A 22,195-nucleotide genomic window follows, 5' to 3' on the forward strand; every position below is an offset into this window, starting at 1 on the left:
TCTGAGGACGGTGACTGGTGTACTTCCAGCCTCCCTACGGCGCTTCCGGCGCTTACCCCCCGAAGCAGGGGATGTACAACCCCGCATTCGAGAAGGACGCCTGCGGCCTGGCCATGGTCGCGACGCTCCGCGGAGAGCCGGGTCATGACATCATCGCGCTCGCGCTCGAGGCGCTGCGCAACCTGGAGCACCGCGGGGCGATCGGATCCGACGCGGGCACGGGTGACGGGGCCGGGATCCTGACCCAGATGCCGGACGCGTTCCTGCGCGCCGTCGTCACGTTCGAGCTGCCCCCGGTGGGGGAGTACGCTGCGGGCCTCGCGTTCCTGCCGCTCGACTCCCGCTCCCGGCGCGAGCAGAAGGCCGGCATCGAGCGCATCGCGGCCGAAGAGGGCCTCACCGTCCTCGGCTGGCGCGAGGTACCCACGGCGAACCAGCACCTCGGCAAGCTCGCCGACGAGGCGCGCCCGGCGTTCGAGCAGCTCTTCGTCTCGCGTCCCGCGACCGCATCGGCGGACGCCCTGACCGGCATCGCTCTGGATCGCGTCGCGTACCGCCTGCGCAAGCGCGCCGGTCACGAGCTCGATGCGTACTTCGTGTCGCTCTCCGCCCGCACCCTCGGCTACAAGGGCATGGTCACCACGCTCCAGCTGGAGCCGTTCTACCCCGACCTGCAGGACGAGCGCTTCGCCTCCGAGCTGGCCGTGGTGCACTCGCGCTACTCGACGAACACGTTCCCGTCCTGGCCGCTCGCGCAGCCGCTGCGCATGCTCGCGCACAACGGCGAGATCAACACGGTCGGCGGCAACCGCAACTGGATGCGCGCCCGGCAGTCGCAGCTCGAGTCCGAGCTGCTCGGCGACATCCGCCCGCTGCTTCCGATCTGCACGGACGGCGCGAGCGACTCGGCGTCCTTCGACGAGGTGCTCGAGCTGCTCACCCTCACCGGCCGCAGCCTCCCGCACGCCGTCATGATGATGGTGCCCGCCGCCTGGGAGCGTCAGACGGACCTGGATCCGAAGCTGCGCGCGTTCTACGAGTACCACGCGAACCAGATGGAGCCGTGGGACGGGCCCGCCGCCCTGATCTTCACCGACGGCACGGTCGTCGGCGCCACGCTCGACCGCAACGGGCTGCGCCCCGGCCGCTGGACGGAGACGACCGACGGCCTCGTCGTCATCGGCAGCGAGACCGGCGTCCTCGAGTTCGAGCCCGAGCGCATCAAGCGCCGGGGTCGCCTGCAGCCGGGAACCATGTTCGTCGTCGACACCGCGCAGCGCCGCATCGTCGAGGACGAGGAGGTCAAGCGCGACCTGGCCGAGCTGCACCCGTGGCAGGAGTGGCTGGACGAGGGCCGCGTGCGCCTCGCGGACCTTCCTGAGCGCGAGCACATCGTGCACCCGGTCGCGTCGATCACGCGTCGCCAGCGCACCTTCGGCTACACCGAGGAGGAGGTCCGGATCCTCCTCACCCCGATGGGGCAGACCGGCGCCGAGCCGCTCGGCGCGATGGGCAGCGATGCGCCGATCGCCGTGCTCTCCCAGCGCCCCCGTCTGCTCTTCGACTACTTCGTGCAGCAGTTCGCGCAGGTCACCAACCCGCCGCTGGACGCGATCCGCGAGGAAGTCGTCACCAACCTGTCGCTGGGCCTGGGCCCGGAGCGCAACCTGCTCGACTGGGGTCCCGACCACGCCCGCACGATCGTGCTGGACTTCCCGGTCATCGACAACGACGAGCTGGCCAAGATCCGCCACATCGACAAGGCGCGTCCGGAGCGCTCCAGCGCGACCATCCGGGGCCTGTACCACTTCGACGCCGGACCCGACTCGCTGGCCCGCCGTCTCGAGGAGATGTGCGCCGAGGTCGACGAGGCGATCGAGGACGGCGCGGAGCTGATCATCCTCAGCGACCGCGACTCCAACAAGGATCTCGCTCCGATCCCGTCGCTGCTCATGCTGTCGGCGGTGCATCACCACCTGATCCGCCGTGAGGACCGCATGAAGGTCGGTCTCGTCGTCGAGGCGGGCGATGTCCGCGAGGTGCACCACGTCGCGACACTCATCGGCTACGGCGCCTCCGCCGTCAACCCCTACCTCGCGATGGAGACGGTGGAGCACCTGGTGCGCACCGGCTACATCACCGGCATCACTCCGGAGAAGGCGGTCCGCAACCTGATCTACGCGCTCGGCAAGGGCGTGCTCAAGATCATGTCGAAGATGGGCATCTCGACCGTCGGCTCTTACGCCGGCGCACAGGTGTTCGAGGCCGTGGGCCTCAGCCAGGAGCTCGTCGACGCGTACTTCACCGGCACCGAGACCAAGCTCGGCGGCATCGGCATCGAGGACCTGTTCGCCGAGAACCAGGCCCGGCACGACTTCGCCTACCCGGAGGACGCGGCGGCGCGTGCGCACGAGCGTCTCTGGACGGGCGGCGAGTACCAGTGGCGCCGCGACGGCTCGCCGCACCTGTTCAACCCCGATACCGTGTTCCGCCTGCAGCACTCGACGCGCACGCGGCGCTACGACGTCTTCCGCGAGTACACGAAGCTCGTGGACGATCAGGCCAAGGAGCTGAAGACCCTGCGCGGGCTGTTCGAGCTGCGCACGGGGGAGCGTCCTCCGGTGCCGATCGACGAAGTCGAGCCGGTCTCGTCGATCGTCAAGCGCTTCTCCACGGGCGCGATGAGCTACGGCTCCATCTCCCAGGAGGCGCACGAGACGCTCGCCATCGCGATGAACCGCCTCGGCGCGAAGTCGAACACCGGCGAGGGCGGAGAGGATCCGGAGCGCCTGGTCGACCCGGAGCGCCGCAGCGCGATCAAGCAGGTCGCGTCCGGCCGTTTCGGCGTCACGAGCCAGTACCTCACCGAGGCCGACGACATCCAGATCAAGCTCGCCCAGGGCGCGAAGCCCGGCGAAGGAGGTCAGCTGCCTCCGCAGAAGGTCTACCCGTGGATCGCGCGCACCCGGCACGCGACGCCCGGCGTCGGCCTGATCTCGCCGCCGCCGCATCACGACATCTACTCGATCGAGGACCTCAAGCAGCTCATCTTCGATCTGAAGCGAGCCAACCCGAACGCGCGGATCCACACCAAGCTGGTGAGCCAGTCGGGGATCGGGGCGGTCGCCGCGGGCGTGGCCAAGGCCCTCAGCGACGTCGTGCTGGTCTCCGGTCACGACGGCGGCACGGGCGCGAGCCCGCTGAACTCGCTCAAGCACGCCGGCACCCCCTGGGAGCTCGGCCTCGCCGAGACCCAGCAGACGCTCATGCTCAACGGCATGCGCGATCGCGTGGTGGTGCAGGTGGACGGCCAGCTCAAGACCGGCCGCGACGTGATCATCGGCGCGCTCCTGGGCGCCGAGGAGTTCGGGTTCGCGACCGCGCCCCTCGTGGTCAGCGGCTGCATCATGATGCGCGTCTGCCACCTCGACACCTGCCCGGTGGGCGTTGCGACGCAGAACCCCGTCCTGCGCGAGCGCTTCACGGGCAAGCCCGAGTTCGTCGTGAACTTCATGGAGTTCATCGCCGAGGAGGTGCGCGAGCACCTCGCCGCGCTCGGCTTCCGCAGCCTCGACGAGATCATCGGCCGGGCGGACCTGCTCCGCACGGACGCGGCGATCCGGCATTGGAAGGCCGACGGCCTCGACCTGGCGCCGGTCCTGGAGGGCCCCGCGTTCCCGGCCCACGAGCCGCGTCGCAGCGCACGCACCCAGGATCACGAGCTCGAGAAGCACTTCGACGCACCGCTGCTCGAGCAGGCGCGCGAGGCGATCGCGCACGGCACGCCGATCTCGTTCGAGCTGCCGATCCGCAACACCGAGCGCGCCGTGGGCACCATGCTCGGCCACGAGGTGACGGTGCAGCACGGCGGAGAAGGTCTCCCTTCCGGCACCATCCGCATCGCCCTGCACGGCACGGCGGGACAGTCGCTCGGCGCCTTCCTCCCGAGCGGGATCTCGATCTCGCTCGAGGGAGACGCCAACGACTACGTCGGCAAGGGCCTCTCGGGCGGCGAGATCGCGATCCGCCCGCACCACGACGCGACCTTCGCGCCGCATCGCAACGTGATCGCGGGCAACGTGATCGGCTACGGCGCGACGAGCGGCACCATCCACATCTCCGGCGTCGTCGGGGAGCGGTTCCTGGTGCGCAACTCGGGGGCGACGGCGGTCGCCGAGGGCGTGGGCGACCACGCGCTCGAGTACATGACCGGCGGCGTCGCGGTGATCCTCGGCAGCACCGGCCGCAACCTCGGTGCCGGCATGTCGGGCGGCATCGCATATGTCCGCGACCTGCACACCGAGCGCGTGAACCCTCTCTCGCTGAACACCGGCGAGCTGGAGCTGCTCCCGCTCGACGAGGTGGACGCGCAGGAGCTCCGCGAGCTGCTCGTGCAGCACGTGGAGCGCACCGGATCCCCGCTCGCCGCGGAGATCCTGGAGGACGACGACTTCGCGGCCTCCTTCACGAAGATCCTGCCCAGGGACTACGCGGCCGTGCTGCGCACCAGGGCGGAGGCCGAGGCCGAGGGGATCGACCCCGACGGCTCCATCGTCTGGACCCGCATCCTGGAGGTGACCGGTGGCTGATCCCAAGGGCTTCCTGAACGTCACGGAGCGCGAGCTCCCCGCACGCCGGCCCGTTCCGGTCCGCATCATGGACTGGAAGGAGGTGTACGAGCCGGGTGACTCGGCCGTGCTCCGCCGCCAGGCCAGCCGGTGCATGGACTGCGGCGTGCCCTTCTGTCATCAGGGCTGCCCGCTGGGCAACCTGATCCCGGAGTGGAACGACCTCACCTGGCGCGGCGAGGGCCGCGCCGCCATCGAGCGGCTGCATGCGACGAACAACTTCCCGGAGTTCACCGGGCGGCTGTGCCCGGCGCCCTGCGAGAGCGCCTGCGTGCTCGGGATCAACCAGCCCGCCGTCACGATCAAGCAGATCGAGGTCTCGATCATCGACCAGGCGTTCGCGTCGGGCTGGGTCGAGGCGCAGCCGCCGGAGCGGCTGACCGGCAAGACCGTCGCCGTCGTCGGATCCGGCCCCGCGGGGCTCGCTGCCGCACAGCAGCTGACCCGTGCGGGCCACACGGTCGCCGTGTTCGAGCGCGACGACCGGATCGGCGGCCTGCTCCGCTATGGCATCCCCGACTTCAAGATGGAGAAGTCGCACCTCGACGCGCGCCTGCGCCAGATGTCGGAGGAGGGTACCCGCTTCCGCGCCGGCGTGAACATCGGCGTCGACATCACATGGGACGACCTGCGAGCGCGGTACGACGCCGTGGTCATCGCGACGGGGGCCACGCTGCCCCGCGAGCTCGCGATCCCCGGGCGCGACCTCGACGGCGTGCACTTCGCGATGGAGTACCTCGTGGAGTCCAACAAGGCCGTCGCGGGCGATCCGGTGCCGAACCAGATCTCGGCAGAGGGCAAGCACGTGATCGTGATCGGCGGCGGTGACACCGGCGCGGACTGCATCGGCACCGCGCACCGTCAGGGCGCGCTCAGTGTCACGAACCTCGCGATCGGCCGTCAGCCGTCCGTGCACCGGCCGGACCACCAGCCGTGGCCGATGATGCCGACCGTGTTCGAGATCTCCTCGGCGCACGAGGAGGGCGGCGCGCGCGAGTACCTCGCGTCCACCGTCGAGTTCCTCGGCAACGAGGCCGGCGAGGTGCGCGCTCTGCGCGTGGCCGAGACGGAGTTCGTGGACGGCCGCCGCGTCCCGCGCAGCGGTACGGAGCGCGAGATCCCCGCCGACCTGGTGCTCATCGCGATGGGCTTCACCGGCCCCGAGCACGACACGTTCGGCGAGGAGGCGCCTCAGCGCACCGACCGCGGCGCCTTCCGGCGTGACGAGGACTACGCCTCCACCATCCCGGGCGTGTTCGTGGCCGGCGACGCGGGCCGCGGGCAGTCGCTCATCGTGTGGGCCATCGCCGAGGGGCGCGCGGCGGCCGCCGCCGTCGACCGTCATCTGATGGGGGAGACCGTGCTGCCGGCGCCGGTGCGCCCGACCGATGTCGCGATCGGGGTCCAGCCCGCGTAGGCTGGCCCAGGCAGCGTGGCCCTTCATCCATCCCCCTGACACCTTTCGGAGAACGCATTGAGACGTGCCAAAATCGTGGCCACTCTTGGCCCAGCAACCTCGACGTATGAGACGGTGCGGGCCCTCATCGATGCAGGCGTCGACGTCGCCCGGCTGAACCTGAGCCACGGTGACTATTCCGTGCACGAGAACAACTACGCGAACGTGCGGCGTGCGGCGGAGGACTCCGGCCGGGCGGTCGCCGTGCTCGTCGACCTGCAGGGCCCGAAGATCCGTCTCGGCAAGTTCGAGGCCGGCCCCTACGAGCTGGCGGTGGGTGACATCTTCAAGATCACCACCGAGGACATCATCGGCAACAAGGACATCTGCGGCACGACCTTCAAGGGTCTCCCGCAGGACGTCAAGGCGGGCGACTTCCTGCTCATCGACGACGGCAAGGTCCGCGTCGAGGTCGTCGACACCGACGGCACGGTCGTCACCACCAGGGTCGTCGTGGCCGGGGCGGTGTCGAACAACAAGGGCATCAACCTGCCGGGCGTCGCCGTCAGTGTCCCTGCGCTGAGCGAGAAGGACGAGGACGACCTCCGCTGGGGTCTGCGCACCGGCGCCGACCTCATCGCCCTGTCGTTCGTGCGTGACGCCGCCGACGTATCCCGCGTGCACGAGATCATGGCCGAAGAGGGCGTGAAGGTCCCGGTCATCGCTAAGATCGAGAAGCCGCAGGCCGTCGCCAACCTCGAGGAGATCGTCGACGCGTTCGACGGGATCATGGTCGCCCGCGGCGACCTCGGCGTGGAGCTCCCGCTGGAGGCCGTGCCGATCGTGCAGAAGCAGGCCGTCGAGCTCGCCCGTCGCATGGCCAAGCCGGTCATCGTCGCGACGCAGATGCTCGAGTCGATGATCTCCAGCCCGGTGCCCACGCGCGCCGAGACGTCCGACGTGGCCAACGCCGTGCTCGACGGCGCCGATGCGGTCATGCTCTCCGGCGAGACGAGCGTGGGGGAGTACCCCGTGATCGTCGTGGAGACCATGGCGCGCATCATCGAGTCCACCGAGGACCACGGACTCGAGCGCATCCAGCCGCTCACCACGAAGCCGCGCACGCAGGGCGGCGCGATCACGCTCGCCGCGCTCGAGGTCGCCGAGTTCGTCGAGGCCAAGTTCCTCTGCGTGTTCACGCAGTCGGGCGACTCGGCACGACGCCTCTCGCGGCTGCGCTCGCGCATCCCGATGCTGGCGTACACCCCGGACCCGGGCATCCGTCGCCGCCTTGCGGTCACCTGGGGCGTGCGCACGAGCCTCGTGAACTTCGTCCCGCACACGGACATGATGTTCCACCAGGTCGACGAGCACCTTCTGGGCTCTGGCCTCGCCGAGGTCGGCGACAAGGTCGTCGTGATCTCCGGATCCCCTCCCGGCATCGTCGGCTCCACCAACGACCTGCGCATCCACCGGGTCGGCGACACCGTGCACGGTGCCGCTCCGGCCTACCAGTCGACGAACTGAGCGCACGTGCGAACGCCGGTCCCCGCAACGGGGGCCGGCGTTCGTCGTCTCCGCGAGTGCGCTACAGTCGATCCGGGCCGGCGTGGCGGAATGGCAGACGCGGAGCACTCAAAATGCTTTGTCCGAAAGGGCATGTGGGTTCGAGTCCCACCGCCGGCACCAGGAGCGGTGCGGGGCGGCCGCAGGGCCGTTCCGCACCCGGGCACCAGCGTTCGCATGATCCGAATCCCCGGTCGGATAGGATGGATCCGTGACTGAAGAGCAGCAGCCTGAGCAGCCCGCCTCGTCCGCTCCGCGACGCGTCGTCGTCGCCGAGGACGAGTCGCTGATCCGCCTCGACATCGTCGAGATCCTCCGTGACAACGGCTTCGATGTCGTCGGCGAGGCCGGCGACGGAGAGACGGCGGTGCAGCTGGCCACCGAGCTGCGGCCGGACCTCGTCATCATGGACGTGAAGATGCCCCAGCTCGACGGCATCAGCGCGGCGGAGAAGCTGCACAAGGGCAACATCGCCCCGGTCGTGCTCCTGACGGCCTTCAGCCAGAAGGAGCTCGTCGAGCGCGCGAGCGAGGCCGGCGCGCTCGCCTACGTCGTGAAGCCCTTCACGCCGAACGACCTGCTGCCCGCGATCGAGATCGCCCTGGCCCGCCACGAGCAGATCATCACGCTCGAGGCCGAGGTCGCCGACATGGTCGAGCGCTTCGAGACCCGCAAGCTCGTGGATCGGGCGAAGGGCCTGCTCAACGAGAAGATGGGCCTCAGCGAGCCCGAGGCGTTCCGCTGGATCCAGAAGGCGTCGATGGATCGCCGGCTCACCATGCAGGACGTCGCCAAGGCGATCATCGAGCAGCTCGCTCCCAAGAAGTAGGGCGTGGATCTCGGGGGCGGGATCCGTCTCCGTCCGCTCCTGCCCGGAGACGGCGCGGAGCTCGCGGCGGCGTACACCCGAAACCGCGAGCACCTCGCTCCCTGGGAGCCGCTGCGCTCCGACGCGTTCTTCACCGCGGAGCGGCAAGGGGCGCATGTCGAGGAGAGTCTGCGCAGCGTGACAGAGGGCCGCAGCGCGGCCTTCGTCCTCACGGACGCCCGGGGCCGCATCGTCGGCCGCGTGAATCTCAGCGACATCGTGCGCGGAGCCTTCTGGAGCGCGCACCTGGGCTACTGGATCGACCAGCAGGTTGCCGGTCGCGGAGTCATGCGGCGAGCCGTCCGGAGCGTCTGCACGCAGGCCAGGGACGACCTCGGCCTGCACCGCATCCAGGCGGCGACGCTGGTGCACAACGCCGCCTCGCAGCACGTCCTGAACGCGCTCGGCTTCACCCGGATCGGCCTCGCGCCGCGCTATCTGCGCATCGCGGGGGAGTGGCAGGACCACCTGCTGTTCCAGCGGATCCTGGAGGATCCCGTCGACGCGGACGCCTGAGCGCGTCGATCAGCGTGCGCCGGGCAGGTCCTTGATCATGTTCGTGATCCGGATCGTGGAGCAGCGGCGTCCCTGATCGTCGCTGATCGCGATCTCGTGCACGGTGATGCTGCGGCCGAGGTGCACGGGCGTGCACACCCCGGTGACGAGGCCGCTGGTGGCCGAACGGGTGTGCGTGGCGTTGATGTCGACGCCCACCGCGAGTCGTCCGGGGCCGGCGTGCAGGTTGGCCGCCATCGAGCCGAGCGACTCGCCCAGCACCACATAGGCGCCGCCGTGCATGAGGCCCACGGGCTGGGTGTTCCCCTCGACCGGCATCGTCGCGACGCAGCGGTCCACGGAGAACTCGACCCAGCTGAGGCCCATCTTCTCGGCCAGTGCGCCCATGCCGCGCTCGGCCGCCCAGTCCATGCCGGGGCTGGCCGGTGCGGTGCTCGTGTCGGCCGGGTCGCTCACGCGGGATCCTCCTCGATTCGATGTCCGCCGGTGTCGTTAGGCTGAAGTCGTGACGGACTCCGCAAAGCCTACCCTCATGGTCGTCGACGGCCATTCGCTCGCATACCGGGCGTTCTTCGCCCTCCCGGTGGAGAACTTCACCACCAAGGACAACCAGCACACGAACGCCATCTACGGCTTCCTGTCGATGCTGGTGAACCTCATCAAGGCCGAGCGGCCCACCCACATGGCGATCGCGTTCGACACCTCCCGCCACTCGTTCCGCACCGACGAGTACCCCGAGTACAAGGCCACGCGCTCGGAGACGCCGTCGGAGTTCCGCGGCCAGATCCCGCTGCTGCAGGACTGCCTCGCGGCGATGTCGATCCCGGTGCTCACCAAGGAGGGCATCGAGGCCGACGACATCCTCGCGACACTCGCCGCCCAGGGCTCGGCGCAGGGCTACGACGTGCTCGTCGTCTCGGGTGACCGCGACACGATCCAGCTCGTGAACGACGAGGTCACGCTGCTGTACCCGAACGTCCAGGGCGTGTCGCAGCTCAAGCGGTACGACCCGATCGCGGTGCAGGAGCGCTACGGCGTGCGTCCTGACCAGTACCCCGACATCGCGGCGCTCGTCGGCGAGACCAGCGACAACCTGCCCGGAGTGCCGAAGGTCGGCGAGAAGACGGCGGTGAAGTGGCTCACCCAGTTCGGGTCGCTCGACGAGCTGCTCGATCGCGCGGATGAGATCAAGGGCGTCGTCGGCGGCAACCTGCGCGAGCACCTCGACGACGTGCGGCGCAACCGCAAGCTCAACCGGCTCCTGCAGGACGTGGAGCTCGAGGTCGGCCCCGCCGACCTGGTGACCAAGCCGATCGACGCGCAGGCCGTGCGCGACATCTTCGCGCGGCTCGAGTTCCGCACGTTGCTTCCGCGCGTGTTCGAGGCGGTCGGGGAGGAGGCCCCCGAGGAGGAGTCCACGGCCGTCGATGTCCCGGCCGCGCGCGAGCTCGCCGCGGACGGCGTCGCCGCCTGGCTGGCGGGTGCCACGGCTGAGGTGGCCGTGGAGGTCACGGTCGCGGGCGGTCTGCCGCGCCGCGTCGGCCTCGCCCACGGCGACGATCTGGTCGAGCTCTCCTGGGACCCGGCGGTGCAGTCGGCCCTGGGCGACTGGCTGGAATCGGATGCCCCGAAGGTGTTCCACGACGCGAAGCCGCAGGTCAAGGCGCTACGCACCGCGGGAGTGCGCCTGGGCGGACTCGCGTACGACACGAACCTGGCCGGCTGGCTGCTCCGTCCGAGCTACCCCGACAAGACGCTTGCCGACCTCGTCGACCGCTACCTCGGGGAGAAGCTCCCGGAAGCCGATCCGAGCCAGCTCGTGCCCGAGACCGAGGGTGCCTCGCCCGCGCAGCTCGCCTGGTTCACGGCGCGGGTCGCGGCCTCTCTGCGCGGCGACGTGCCGGAGAGCGTGGACCGGGTGCTCCGCGAGATCGAGCTCCCGACGCTCCTCACGCTCGCCGACATGGAGCTCGCGGGCGTGGCGGTGTCGCACGAGATCCTCTCCGGCTTCTCGCAGGAGCTCGGAGAGCGGGCCGGCGGGATCGCGCACGAGGCGTTCGAGATCATCGGACGCGAGGTCAACCTGGGCTCGCCGAAGCAGCTGCAGGAAGTGCTGTTCGAGCAGCTCGAGCTGCCGAAGACCCGCAAGACGAAGACCGGATACTCGACCGACGCGGCGGTGCTGGCCGACCTGCAGGAGAGCAATCCGCATCCGTTCCTCGATCTGCTCCTGCAGCACCGCGAGGCGACCAAGCTCCGCCAGATCATCGAGTCGCTCGACACCGCGATCCGCGCCGACCACCGCGTCCACACGACCTACGTGCAGACCGGCAGCCAGACAGGCCGGTTGTCCAGCACCGACCCGAACCTGCAGAACATCCCGGTGCGCACCGAGGAGTCACGGCGGATCCGGAGCGCGTTCCAGGTGGGCGAGGGCTACGAGACGCTGCTCACGGCCGACTACTCCCAGATCGAGATGCGGATCATGGCGCACCTGTCCGGCGACGAGGGGCTGATCGAGGCGTTCAACTCCGGGGAGGACCTGCACCGCTTCGTCGGCGCGCGCGTGTTCGGGGTGGATCCGCAGGACGTCACCGCGGCGATGCGCACGAAGGTCAAGGCGATGTCGTACGGCCTGGTCTACGGACTCAGCGCGTTCGGCCTGTCCAAGCAGCTGAGGATCGAGCAGTCCGAGGCCAAGCAGCTGATGATGGAGTACTTCGCGCGGTTCGGCGCCGTGCGCGACTACCTGCGCGCATCCGTCCTCGCCGCGAAGGAGGTCGGCTACACCGAGACGATCTTCGGGCGCCGTCGCCCGTTCCCCGACCTGGTCAGCCCGAACCGCGTGCTCCGTGAGAACGCCGAGCGTGCGGCTCTGAACGCGCCGATCCAGGGCAGCGCGGCGGACATCATGAAGATCGCGCTGTTCCGGATCCATGCCGACCTGCTCGAGCAGGGCCTCGCGTCGCGCGTGCTGCTGCAGATCCACGATGAGCTCGTAGTGGAGGTCGCTCCGGGGGAGTGGGACGCGACCGAGCGCATCGTGCGCGAGCGCATGGGCGGTGCGGCGGACCTGTCCGTTCCTCTTGACGTGCAGGTCGGCCGAGGCTCCGACTGGAACGAAGCCGCGCACTGAGCTGAGGCGATCACCGACTCCGTGGGACGACGCGCGCTCCGCGCACGCGTCGTTCCATGGAGAGGATCCTGTTCCGTGGATAGGCTCAGAGGATGACCGCAGAGCAGCCCACGACGCGCACGCCCTCCGCCATCGACCAGATCGCCGAAGGCTGGGTCGACACCCTCACCGACCTCTCTCCGATCCTCGGCACCTACATCGGCCGCAACGAGGTGAACGGCCGTCTCGACGACTTCAGCCCGGCAGGACACGAGCACGCGATCGCCGAGACCCGCCGCGTCCTCGCCGAGCTCGACGCGCAGGAGCCCGTCGACGAGATCGACCGCGTCACCAAGACCGACCTCTCTGCCGAGCTTCGGCTCTCGATCGAGCAGCACGACGCGCAATGGCACCTGCGGGATCTGAACGTGATCGCCTCCGCTGCGCAGGACGTGCGCCAGGCGTTCGACCTCATGCCGACGGCCACCGCGGATGACTGGGCCGTGATCGCGGAGCGTCTCGGTGCAGTCCCGGCCGCTCTGGAGGGATACGCCGCCACGCTGCGCGAAGGGATCGCGCGCGGCGTCGTCCCGGCACGGCGCCAGGTCGTCGAGGTGGCGACGCAGATCGGACGGTACACCGCCGACGATGGCTTCTTCGCCGCGTTCGTCGCAGAGGCCGCCATGGAGGAGGGACAGCTTCCGGCGAGCCTGGCTCGCGAGCTCGCGGACCGGTCCGCGGCGGCGCGCGTCGCGTACGACGAGCTGCGCACCTTCCTCAGCGCAGAGCTCGCGCCCGCGGCGGGCGAGCAGGACGCGGTCGGGCGAGAGCTCTACGCACTCGCCTCGCGTCGGTTCCTCGGGGCGACGATCGACCTCGACGAGACCTACGAGTGGGGACGCGAGGAGCTCGCCCGCATGGTCGCCGAGCAGACGGCCATCGCCCACGAGATCCTCCCCGGCGCCACGGTCGAGGAGGCGGTCGCCCACCTGGAGGCCGATCCCTCGCGCAAGCTCGTCGGCACCGATGCGCTGCAGCGCTGGATGCAGGAGACGAGCGACCGCGCGATCGCCGAGCTCGGCGCGACCCACTTCGACATCCCCGAGAAGATCCGCGAGCTCGAGTGCATGATCGCTCCGACGCAGGAGGGCGGCATCTACTACACCGGCCCCACGGACGACTTCTCCCGTCCGGGTCGCATGTGGTGGTCGGTGCCCGAGGGCGTGACCGAGTTCGACACCTGGCGCGAGCTCACGACCGTGTACCACGAGGGCGTTCCGGGACATCACCTGCAGATCGCGCAGGCCACGTACAACCGCGCCGAGCTCAACACCTGGCGCAGGGTGCTCGCCGGCACCTCCGGGCACGCGGAGGGCTGGGCGCTGTACGCCGAGCGCCTGATGGAGCAGCTCGGCTACCTGGACGACCCGGCCGACCGCCTCGGCATGCTCGACGGTCAGCGGATGCGGGCGCTGCGCGTCGTCCTCGACATCGGCGTGCACCTCGGAAAGCCGCGTCTCGACGGCGACGGCGTCTGGGATCACGACTACGCGCTCGACATGATGCGCCGCAACGTGAACATGTCCGACGAGTTCCGTCAGTTCGAGGTGAACCGCTACCTCGGCTGGCCCGGACAGGCGCCGTCCTACAAGGTCGGGCAGCGCATCTGGGAGCAGGTGCGCGACGCCGTGAAGGCGCGCGAGGGGGCGGCCTTCGACATCAAGGCGTTCCACAAGCGCGCTCTCGACATGGGCGGCGTCGGTCTCGACACGCTGCGGAGCGTGTTCCAGGTCGGCTGAGCACGCTCGCTCCGGCCAGGAGGGGTCGCGGGAATGTCCGCGACCCCTCCTCAGTTCATTCAAGTGAATAGAAAGAGGTTCGGGAATGGACATCGAGTTCGGGCTGGACACGTTCGGCGACATCACGGTCGATGCAGAGGGCAATGCTCTCAGCGCGGCGCAGACCATCCGCAACATCGTGGAGCAGGCCGCCCTCGCGGATCGCGTCGGAGTGGACTTCTTCGGCGTGGGGGAGCACCACCGGAAGGACTTCGCGGTCTCCAGCCCCGAGATGGTGCTGGCCGCGATCGCCTCCCGCACCGAGCGGCTGCGCCTGGGCACGGCTGTCACGGTGCTGAGCTCAGACGATCCGGTGCGCGTCTACGAGCGCTTCGCCACGCTCGACGCGCTCTCGGGCGGCCGCGCAGAAGTGGTGCTCGGACGCGGATCGTTCACCGAGTCGTTCCCGCTGTTCGGCTTCGACCTGCGTGACTACGACCGCCTCTTCGAGGAGAAGCTCGAGCTGTTCGTGGAACTCCTCAAGGAGCAGCCGGTGAGCTGGCAGGGGACGGTGCGCCCGCCGCTCGAGAACGCGGACGTCTTCCCGAAGACGGAGAAGGGCATGCGCACCTGGGTCGGCGTCGGCGGCTCGCCCGAGTCGGTCGTGCGGGTGGCGCGCCACGGCCTCGGCCTGATGCTCGCGATCATCGGCGGTCCGGCGGCGCGCTTCCGTCCGTTCGTGGATCTGTACCACCGCTCGGTCGACGCATTCGGCAACCCCGCGCTTCCGGTCGCGGTGCATTCGCCCGGTCACATCGCCGACACCGACGAGGAGGCGTGGTCCACCGCGTATCCGGGCTTCGAGACGATGCGCAACACGATCGGGGCGGAGCGAGGCTGGGGCACGGGCTACAGCCGCGCGCAGTTCCAGAACGAGGTGGGCCCCGAGGGTGCCGTCTACGCGGGATCGCCGGAGCGGGTCGCCGCCAAGATCGCGGACACCGTGCGCACCCTGGGTCTGGGCCGTTTCGACCTCAAGTACGCCACCGGCACCACCTCGCACGAGGCGCTGATGCGCAGCATCGAGCTCTACGGCACCGAGGTCATCCCGCGGGTGCGTCGCCTTCTCGCCGACGACTGAACGCCCGTGGCGCGCGCCGGCTCCGCGGTCCCGGCCGTCGTAGGCTGGGAGGATGACCGAGGTCCGCTTCGTCGCCATCGGCGACTCCTTCAGTGAGGGCGTCGGCGACGAGCTGCCCGACGGCACCGTACGCGGGTGGGCCGATCTCGCTGCGCTCGGCTGGGCCGACGCGCTGGGAGAGCCCATCTCCTACGCCAACCTGGCGATCCGGGGACGCCTCGCATGGCCCGTCGTCGAGGAGCAGCTCGAGCCGGCGCTCGCGTTGAGCCCCACTCACCTGTCCTTCAACGCCGGCGGCAACGACATGCTGCGTCCCAGGGCGGACATCGAGCACATCGCCGACGCCTTCACGCGCGTGCTCCGCCGCTGCGATGAGGCGGGTGTCACGCTCATCGTGCTGTCCGGCGCGAACCCATCCGCGCAGCTGCCGCTGACGTCGCTGATCCAGCGGCGCGGCGACGAGCTGTCCGCCGCCATGCTGCGGCGCATCCAGGACAGGCCGGACGTGGTGCAGGCGCTGAACTGGCCGGATCGTGAGCTCAGCAGGCCGGAGTACTGGGCCGAGGACCGCCTGCACATGAACGCGAACGGTCACCACCGCGTCGCGGCCCGGGTGCTCGACGCCGTCGGCGCGGGGGCGCCCGGGGAGTGGTGGCACGCCCACGACGCGCCCGAGTCCGAGCCGCTGAGCACGGCGGCGTACTACCGCAGGCACGTCGGTCCCTGGATCAAGCGGCGCGTCACCCGACGCTCCTCCGGGGACGGGCGCCGCCCCAAGTTCGCGGACTGGACCGAGGTCCGCCCCTCCGAGGGCTGAGCGGCCGGCCCCGCTTTTCTCCGTGCCCGACGCGGGCGAGGAAGGCCTGGAACTCCTACGCCCGCGTCCGGGCAGTCGGTGCCGGCCCGGTGCTGCTGCGGATCGTGAGGGTGGTCGCGAGCTCGATCCGTCGAGAAGCCGGGCGACCGCCGTCCCCCATGGCCAGGATCGTCTGCACGGCGACCTCGCCCATGCCTTCGAGATGCTGGTGGACGGTGGTCAGGGGCGGGGTGGTCCACGCGGACTGGGGCGTGTCGTCGAAGCCCGTGACACTCAGATCCTCGGGCACGCGGATACCCATGGCGTGCGCAGTGGCGAGGACCCCCACCGCGATCTCGTCGTCGCCCGCCATGATCGCGGTGGGCGGCTGCCCCAGCGCGAGAAGCTCGCGTGCATGCTCCGAACCGGACGTCGTATCGAAGCGACCCGTCCTCGTGAGGAGAGGGTCCACCGGAATGCCGGCGGCGTCGAGCGCGGCTCGGTACCCGTAGAGCCGTTCGCGCGCCGCGTCGGAAGCTGCGGGACCACCGACCCACGCGATGCGCCGATGTCCGAGGGTGAGGAGGTGCTCCGTGGCGTTGCGCGCGCCTGCCCAGTTGCTTGATCCGATGCTGACCAGGTTGCGGCTGTGGGTGTCCACCGGGTCGACGATGACGAACGGCATGCCCACCTCGCTCGCCGCCGCGATCAGGCCGTCCGGCTCGGACAGCGTGAGTCCGACGATCCCCACCACCCCCGCCGCCCGCTGATCGGCGATCCAATTGCGCGCGACGGCGCGCCTCCGACGCGACGAGCCTTCGGGGGCCAGGCGCGTCAGCAGGTCGAGATGCCCTGCGGTCGCCGCCGCCAGCGCCCCTTGGAGCACACCGAGGATGTACGGCGATCCGGGGATGTCGAAGACCGCCGCGATCGCGCGGCGTGAAGCGGACGGCGATGGGCTCGTCGTCGGGCGGTAGTCGAGTGCGGCAACCGTCGCCAGGACGCGCTCGCGAGTCTCCGGCGAGATCCCGTCGCGGCCGTTGAGCGCTTTCGAGACCGTTGCCTTGGAAACGCCCAAGGCCTCCGCGACGTCCGCCAGCGTTGCACGGTGTGGCAGGGAATCAGTCACGAGAGCCTCCTCAACGAAAAAGTTTCGTGCATCATATCGCGAGTGTCAGTGGAACAGAGACGACACTCTTGACACCATTCGTTGGCAGCCACTACATTTCCAACGAAACGAGATCGAAACAATTTCGTTTTCGAGTGGCGGTGTTGCCACTCTCGTCCAAGGGAGGTCGAAATGTCGGTGGAGGTAATGCCGGCCATGCTGCTCATCGACGACCAAGTCGCCGTCGACCGGACGCTGCGCCATGTCTGGAGTGAGTGCATCGGCGCGGGACGCGCCAACGAAGCCCTTCGCGCGGATTGGCAGGCACATTTCCGCGAGGCTGTCGCGACGCTCGGCGCGCGGCACGTCCGCTTCCACGGGCTCTTCCACGACGACATGTTCGTGTACCGGACGTCCGATGGCGGCGGGTTCGGCCCCAGTGTGCCGCGGGAAGTCCCCGTGTACACCTTCGCCTATGTCGACAAGGTGTTCGACGCGATCCTGGACACGGGAGCACGGCCGTTCGTCGAACTCGGTTTCATGCCGCGCGAACTGGCGACCCGCACGGAGACCGTGTTCTGGTGGAACGCCCATTGCAGCCCTCCGAAGGACATGAGCGCCTGGTTGGGCCTGGTGACGGCCACGGTCGAGCATTGGATCGATCGCTACGGCCGTGACGAAGTACGCACCTGGCCGTTCGAGGTCTGGAATGAGCCGAACCTCGTTCCGCACTTCTGGACCGGCACCAGGACCGAGTACTTCGAGCTCTACGCCGCAACCGCCACCGCAGTGAAGAGGATCGACGCCGGGATCAGGGTCGGCGGTCCGTCCTCGTCGGTGTTCGTGCCGGACGCCCGCTACGACGGGGAGTACCACGACCAGTCCGTGGAGTACACGACGGCAGAGGCAACCGATCCGGCCGCCTTGCCGTGGAAGCCCGTGTGGATCCACGAGTTCCTGGCCTATTGCGCCGAACGCGACGTTCCCATCGACTTCCTGTCGACACACCTCTATCCGACCGATTACGCCTTCGACACCAACGGCGTCGGGCGTGCGATCAGCCGCGACCGCGATGCGACCCGGAACGACCTCGCCACGATGCGCGCGATCATCGCAGACTCGCCCTACCCGAACGCCGAACTGCACATCACGGAGTGGTCCACCTCGCCCTCGAGCCGCGACCACATGCACGACACCGTCTTCGCCGCGACGTACATCGTCCGGGCGTTCCTGCAGTCGCACGATCTGACCGACTCGATCTCCTACTGGACTTTCACCGACGTCTTCGAAGAAGGCGGGGGTGGCATCGGACCGTTCCACGGCGGCTTCGGGTTCGTGAACGAGAACGGGATCCACAAACCGACCTTCCACGCGATGGCGATGCTCAACCGCCTCGGATCCCGCATCGCGCTGCAGACCGACCACGGCATCATCACCCGCACCGCGGAGCGCGCTGTCGCCGCCGTCTTCTTCAACTATCCCGACTCCATGGGGTCGCGCTCCGTCGGCGGTGCGAACAGCTACGCGCAGACTCTGCATCTGGCACAGGAGGGACCCGCCCGCAGCATCCGGCATCGTATCGACGGGCTCGTGCCAGGGGAGACCTACGCAGTCGAGATCCTGGATCAGGATCACGGCAACGTGGCACAGGCTTGGCACGAACGGGGCGAGCCCCTCAACCTCAGTCGCCGAGACGTCGCCAACCTCGCGGCGATCGCCGACGACCTCGACCGTTCCACGCTCCGCGTCGACGACGACGGAGCGCTGACGATTGACATCACCCTCGCCCCATGGGCTGTCATGTCCCTCGCCCCGGCAGACGCCTGAGCCGGGTCTTCCACGAACGCCCGGTCACGAAAGGACCTCATCATGAGAATCAGCACACGCATCATCGCAATCGGGGCATCCGCCCTCGTTGCGACCCTGGGGCTCGCCTCGTGCAGCGGCGGGGGCAGCGGCGGCAACGGCAGCGGCGGCGGCACGGCCACCGAGGCCAACAAGCCGGCCAAACTCACCGTCGCCGCATGGATGGATTTCCCTCCGGAGCTCATCCAATCCTTCGAGAAGAAGTACGGCATCAAGGTCGTCGTGAACAAGTACCCCGATGGCGCGTCCGCGCAGACGGTGGTGCGCAACGGACTCTCCTCGAACGGCTCAGGACTGTCCGATGTCCACCTGATCGAACTCGACTCGTGGACCGAGACGATGAGCGTGCCCTCGGACTGGGTGACGCTTCCCGCCGTCCCCGACCGCTGGGTCGACTGGAAGGTCACACAGGGCTCGGTCGACGGCAAGATCAAGGGCTACGGGACTGACATCGGCCCGCTCGGCATCGCGTACAACCAGGACATGCTGTCCGCCGCCGGTGTCGCCACCGACGAGGCTTCGTTCAGCACCTTCATCGGTGGCGACGACGCGACGTGGCAGTCGTTCCTCGACGCCGGCCGCCAGTACGTCGCCCACTCCGACAACTACTTCATCGACTCGCTCTCCAGCGCCTTCCAGGCGGCGATCAACCTGCTGCCCGCCGCGTTCGAGGACCCCAAGTCCGGCAAGCCCTACGACATGGCAGACAACGCGGAGATCAAGAAGCTCTTCATGATGTTCGCGGACGCCGCGCAGGATCACATCTCGGCCGGCATCCCGATCGGCAACGCCGACTGGGGAGCCGGATTCCAGAACAAGAAGTGGGCGACCGTCGTCACCCCCGCCTGGATGTCCGGCATCATCGCGAGCAACGCCGACGGCGTCTCGGGGTGGCGCGTCTCGAGCACGTTCCCAGAGGGTGGCGGCAACTGGGGCGGATCGTTCTTCGCGGTACCCGCGACCGGGAAGCACACCGCCTGGGCGGTCAAACTCGCCGACTACCTGACTTCCTCGGACGCCGCCATCCAGTGGTTCCACAAGAACGGCCAGTTCCCGTCGCAGACCGACGCCATCAAGAGCCCGGATATCGCTGACACCAAGAGCGACTTCTTCGGCGGTCAGCAGCTCGGCAAGATCTACGGCGATCTGGCGGCCAAAGCCGGTGACTCCGCAGCGGGTGGATTCCGGGGCAAGAACTTCGCCGGCATCCAGAAACTGGCGACGAACGGCATCAGCCTCGTCGAATCCGGCGCTGCGACCCCCCAGCAGGCCTGGGACAAAGTCGTGAGCGACTTCAACGCACTCGGCTTCGACACGGCGAAGAAGTGATGGGACGGGTCCGGTCTCGGCCTTTCGAGACCGGACCCGCAATCTGCGTGAACCAGTCCGCATGCCTGGGAGGTTGGATCGATGGTCAGTGAATTGCGTGCGCCGCGTCCCGTCAGGCGCTGGGGGTGGGGGCAGCGACTGTCCCGGTGGGACGTCAAGCTGTCGCCCTACCTCTACGTGTCGCCGTTCTTCATCGCGTTCGCCATCTTCGGCGCGTTTCCGCTGCTGTTCAACATCGTCGTCGCTCTCCACCAGTGGGACCGGCGGGCAGGCATGGGCGCCTTCGTCGGACTCGACAACTTCGGCTGGGTGCTGCGACAGCCCTTGTTCTGGCAGTCTCTCGAGAACACGGTCTCGATCTTCCTGTGGGGTGGCATCCCGCAGCTCATCCTCGCGCTCTTCATCGCGACGATCCTCGACCAGAACCTCCGCGCCCGCACCTTCTGGCGCATGAGCGTGCTCATCCCGTTCGTCGTGATGCCTGTCGCGACCTCGATGATCTTCGGCCAGGTCTTCGGGCAGTTCGGCATTCTCGTGCCCAACCTGCACACTCTCGGGCTCTTCACCGACAGTACCTCGCCGTTCTTCCAGAATCGCCTGCTGTCGCATGTGGCCATCGGCTCGATGGTCGTCTTCCGGTGGACGGGTTACAACGCGCTCATCCTCCTCGCCGCGATGCAGGCGGTGCCTCGCGACCTGTACGAAGCGGCGACCGTGGATGGTGCGGGCCGCATCCGCCAGTTCTTCTCGGTCACGCTTCCGGGCATCCGCCCGACGCTGATCTTCGTGATCCTCACGATGACGATCGGCGGGCTCGAAGTCTTCGACGAGGCGCGCCTCTTCGACGGCGGCGGCACCGGCGGCGGTCAGGGCGGTGCCGACAACCAGTGGACCACCGTGGTGCTGTACCTCTACAACCTCGGCTTCGGGGACTGGCAGGACCGACTCGGCCAGGCGGCGGCAGTCGGCTGGATCTTCGCTCTGATCATCCTCTTGATCTCCCTGCTCAACTTCGTCCTCACCCGCGCGATCTCGTCCTCGGGCGGACCGCACGCGGAGCGCCCCGCCCGCGGACGACCTCGCCGCAGCGGTTCTCCTACCGAGACAAGCCCGATGCCACCGCCCGCCGTCGCGGACGACACGAATGAAGGAGCATCACGATGAGCAGCTCATTCATCGAGAACACCGCGGGCCGGTCGGCGGCCCGGTACGCGAAGAGGCGCGCCGCCCGCGGGCGCCCGATCGCCGCGCACGGTGCCTCACGTCGTCCGGGCTGGTTCACCTACGGCGCCCTGACCGTGGTCTTCGTACTGTCGATCTTCCCGCTCTACGCAGCGGCGATGTACGGTTCGTCCACCACCACCGAGATCACCCGGTCCGTCGGAAGCCTTCCCCGATGGCTGCCGACGCTGCGGCTGCTCGCGAACTTCGGGACGATCTTCTCCTCTGATCAGTTCAGCGTCTGGCTCGCGTTCGCGAACTCGCTGCTGGTCGCGCTGACCGTGAGCGTCTCGGTCGTGTTCTTCTCGACACTGGCCGGGTTCAGCTTCTCGAAGCTGCGCTTCCGCGGTCGTCGCGGTCTGTACGTGGCCGTGATCGCGACCATGGTGATCCCCGCGCAGGTCGGTACCATCCCGCTCTTCGTGATGATGAACGACTTCGGATGGATGGATTCCGTAGCGGCGCTCATCGTGCCGGGTCTCGTGGGCGCCTTCGGCGTGTTCTGGATGACTCAGTACCTCGAAGAGGCATTGCCGTACGAGCTCGTCGAGGCTGCGCGCGTGGATGGCGCGTCGATGATCCGCACCTTCTGGTCGATCGCCCTGCCCGCGGCCAGGCCGGCGGCGGCGACACTCGCCCTGTTCACGTTCATCGGCTCCTGGAACAGCTTCTTCTGGCCGTCCGTCGTCCTGCGCTCGCAGCTCACGATGCCGCTGGTCGTCCCGCAACTGAAAGGTGTGTACACCTCGGATACGGGACTGGTGATGGCGGGCGTGTTCCTCGTCGCGAGCCCGCTGCTCATCGTGCTGATCGCCGCGGGCAAGCAGCTCGTCTCCGGGGTCATGGCGGGCGCGGTGAAAGGCTGAC

General features: G+C 68.9%; 15 protein-coding genes and 1 tRNA gene. 14 read left to right on the forward strand and 2 right to left on the reverse strand.

The window, feature by feature from the left end:
• Nucleotides 1-71: 71 nt before the first annotated feature.
• The 6 genes from gltB to RL72_RS16765 all read left to right on the forward strand — a co-directional run bounded on the left by gltB (nt 72) and on the right by RL72_RS16765 (nt 8,974).
• The gene (gene gltB / locus RL72_RS16740; protein ID WP_082072470.1) at nt 72-4,589 is read left to right on the forward strand and encodes a glutamate synthase large subunit; all 4,518 of its coding nucleotides are present in this window, start codon (nt 72-74) and stop codon (nt 4,587-4,589) included.
• Nucleotides 4,582-6,045 carry a glutamate synthase subunit beta gene (locus tag RL72_RS16745; RefSeq protein WP_045252011.1) on the forward strand — a complete coding sequence of 488 codons (1,464 nt, stop codon included), beginning with the start codon at nt 4,582-4,584 and terminating at the stop codon, nt 6,043-6,045. Before gltB ends, RL72_RS16745 begins: the two co-directional genes overlap by 8 nt.
• Before the next feature lie 57 nt (nt 6,046-6,102).
• Complete coding sequence (gene pyk / locus RL72_RS16750; RefSeq protein ID WP_045252012.1) at nt 6,103-7,551, forward strand: pyruvate kinase; 1,449 nt, start codon at nt 6,103-6,105, stop codon at nt 7,549-7,551.
• 76 nt (nt 7,552-7,627) lie between these two features.
• Nucleotides 7,628-7,713, forward strand: a tRNA-Leu gene (locus RL72_RS16755).
• An 88-nt stretch (nt 7,714-7,801) separates the two neighbouring features.
• A complete protein-coding gene (locus tag RL72_RS16760; protein ID WP_045252013.1) occupies nt 7,802-8,419 on the forward strand; it encodes an ANTAR domain-containing response regulator in 618 nt (205 codons plus the stop codon).
• 3 nt (nt 8,420-8,422) lie between these two features.
• Complete coding sequence (locus tag RL72_RS16765; RefSeq protein WP_045252014.1) at nt 8,423-8,974, forward strand: GNAT family N-acetyltransferase; 552 nt, start codon at nt 8,423-8,425, stop codon at nt 8,972-8,974.
• 9 nt (nt 8,975-8,983) lie between these two features.
• Here RL72_RS16765 and RL72_RS16770 read toward each other — a convergent pair whose 3' ends face one another.
• Complete coding sequence (locus tag RL72_RS16770) at nt 8,984-9,385, reverse strand: hotdog fold thioesterase (RefSeq protein WP_045252156.1); 402 nt, start codon at nt 9,383-9,385, stop codon at nt 8,984-8,986.
• Between the two features lie 94 nt (nt 9,386-9,479).
• On the opposite strand from RL72_RS16770, the gene polA reads away from it, so the two are divergent.
• The 4 genes from polA to RL72_RS16790 all read left to right on the forward strand — a co-directional run bounded on the left by polA (nt 9,480) and on the right by RL72_RS16790 (nt 15,825).
• A complete protein-coding gene (gene polA, locus RL72_RS16775) occupies nt 9,480-12,110 on the forward strand; it encodes a DNA polymerase I (RefSeq protein WP_045252015.1) in 2,631 nt (876 codons plus the stop codon).
• A 92-nt stretch (nt 12,111-12,202) separates the two neighbouring features.
• The gene (locus tag RL72_RS16780; RefSeq protein ID WP_045252016.1) at nt 12,203-13,888 is read left to right on the forward strand and encodes a DUF885 domain-containing protein; all 1,686 of its coding nucleotides are present in this window, start codon (nt 12,203-12,205) and stop codon (nt 13,886-13,888) included.
• 85 nt (nt 13,889-13,973) lie between these two features.
• Nucleotides 13,974-15,008, forward strand: coding sequence for an LLM class flavin-dependent oxidoreductase (locus tag RL72_RS16785; protein WP_045252017.1), 1,035 nt, complete (start codon nt 13,974-13,976; stop codon nt 15,006-15,008).
• A gap of 52 nt (nt 15,009-15,060) precedes the next feature.
• Nucleotides 15,061-15,825: an SGNH/GDSL hydrolase family protein gene (locus RL72_RS16790; RefSeq protein WP_045252018.1), complete on the forward strand. Its 765-nt coding sequence runs from the start codon at nt 15,061-15,063 to the stop codon at nt 15,823-15,825.
• A 55-nt stretch (nt 15,826-15,880) separates the two neighbouring features.
• On the opposite strand, the gene RL72_RS16795 is transcribed toward RL72_RS16790, so the two are convergent.
• On the reverse strand, nt 15,881-16,933 hold the full coding sequence (locus tag RL72_RS16795; RefSeq protein WP_082072472.1) for a LacI family DNA-binding transcriptional regulator: 1,053 nt from the start codon (nt 16,931-16,933) through the stop codon (nt 15,881-15,883).
• A gap of 171 nt (nt 16,934-17,104) precedes the next feature.
• On the opposite strand from RL72_RS16795, the gene RL72_RS16800 reads away from it, so the two are divergent.
• The 4 genes from RL72_RS16800 (at nt 17,105) to RL72_RS16815 (ending at nt 22,194) form a co-directional block, all read left to right on the forward strand.
• Nucleotides 17,105-18,739, forward strand: coding sequence for a GH39 family glycosyl hydrolase (locus RL72_RS16800; protein WP_052674470.1), 1,635 nt, complete (start codon nt 17,105-17,107; stop codon nt 18,737-18,739).
• Between the two features lie 42 nt (nt 18,740-18,781).
• Nucleotides 18,782-20,107, forward strand: coding sequence for an ABC transporter substrate-binding protein (locus tag RL72_RS16805; RefSeq protein ID WP_045252020.1), 1,326 nt, complete (start codon nt 18,782-18,784; stop codon nt 20,105-20,107).
• Nucleotides 20,108-20,188: 81 nt separating this feature from the next.
• Nucleotides 20,189-21,271 (forward strand): carbohydrate ABC transporter permease, encoded by a 1,083-nt coding sequence (locus RL72_RS16810; RefSeq protein WP_082072473.1) that lies wholly within the window; start codon nt 20,189-20,191, stop codon nt 21,269-21,271.
• Nucleotides 21,268-22,194: a carbohydrate ABC transporter permease gene (locus RL72_RS16815; protein ID WP_045252021.1), complete on the forward strand. Its 927-nt coding sequence runs from the start codon at nt 21,268-21,270 to the stop codon at nt 22,192-22,194. The genes RL72_RS16810 and RL72_RS16815 overlap by 4 nt, the downstream gene beginning before the upstream one ends.
• The last annotated feature ends 1 nt before the right edge of the window (nt 22,195 follow it).

The sequence above is a fragment of the Microbacterium azadirachtae genome (assembly GCF_000956545.1).
GTDB lineage: Bacteria > Actinomycetota > Actinomycetes > Actinomycetales > Microbacteriaceae > Microbacterium > Microbacterium azadirachtae.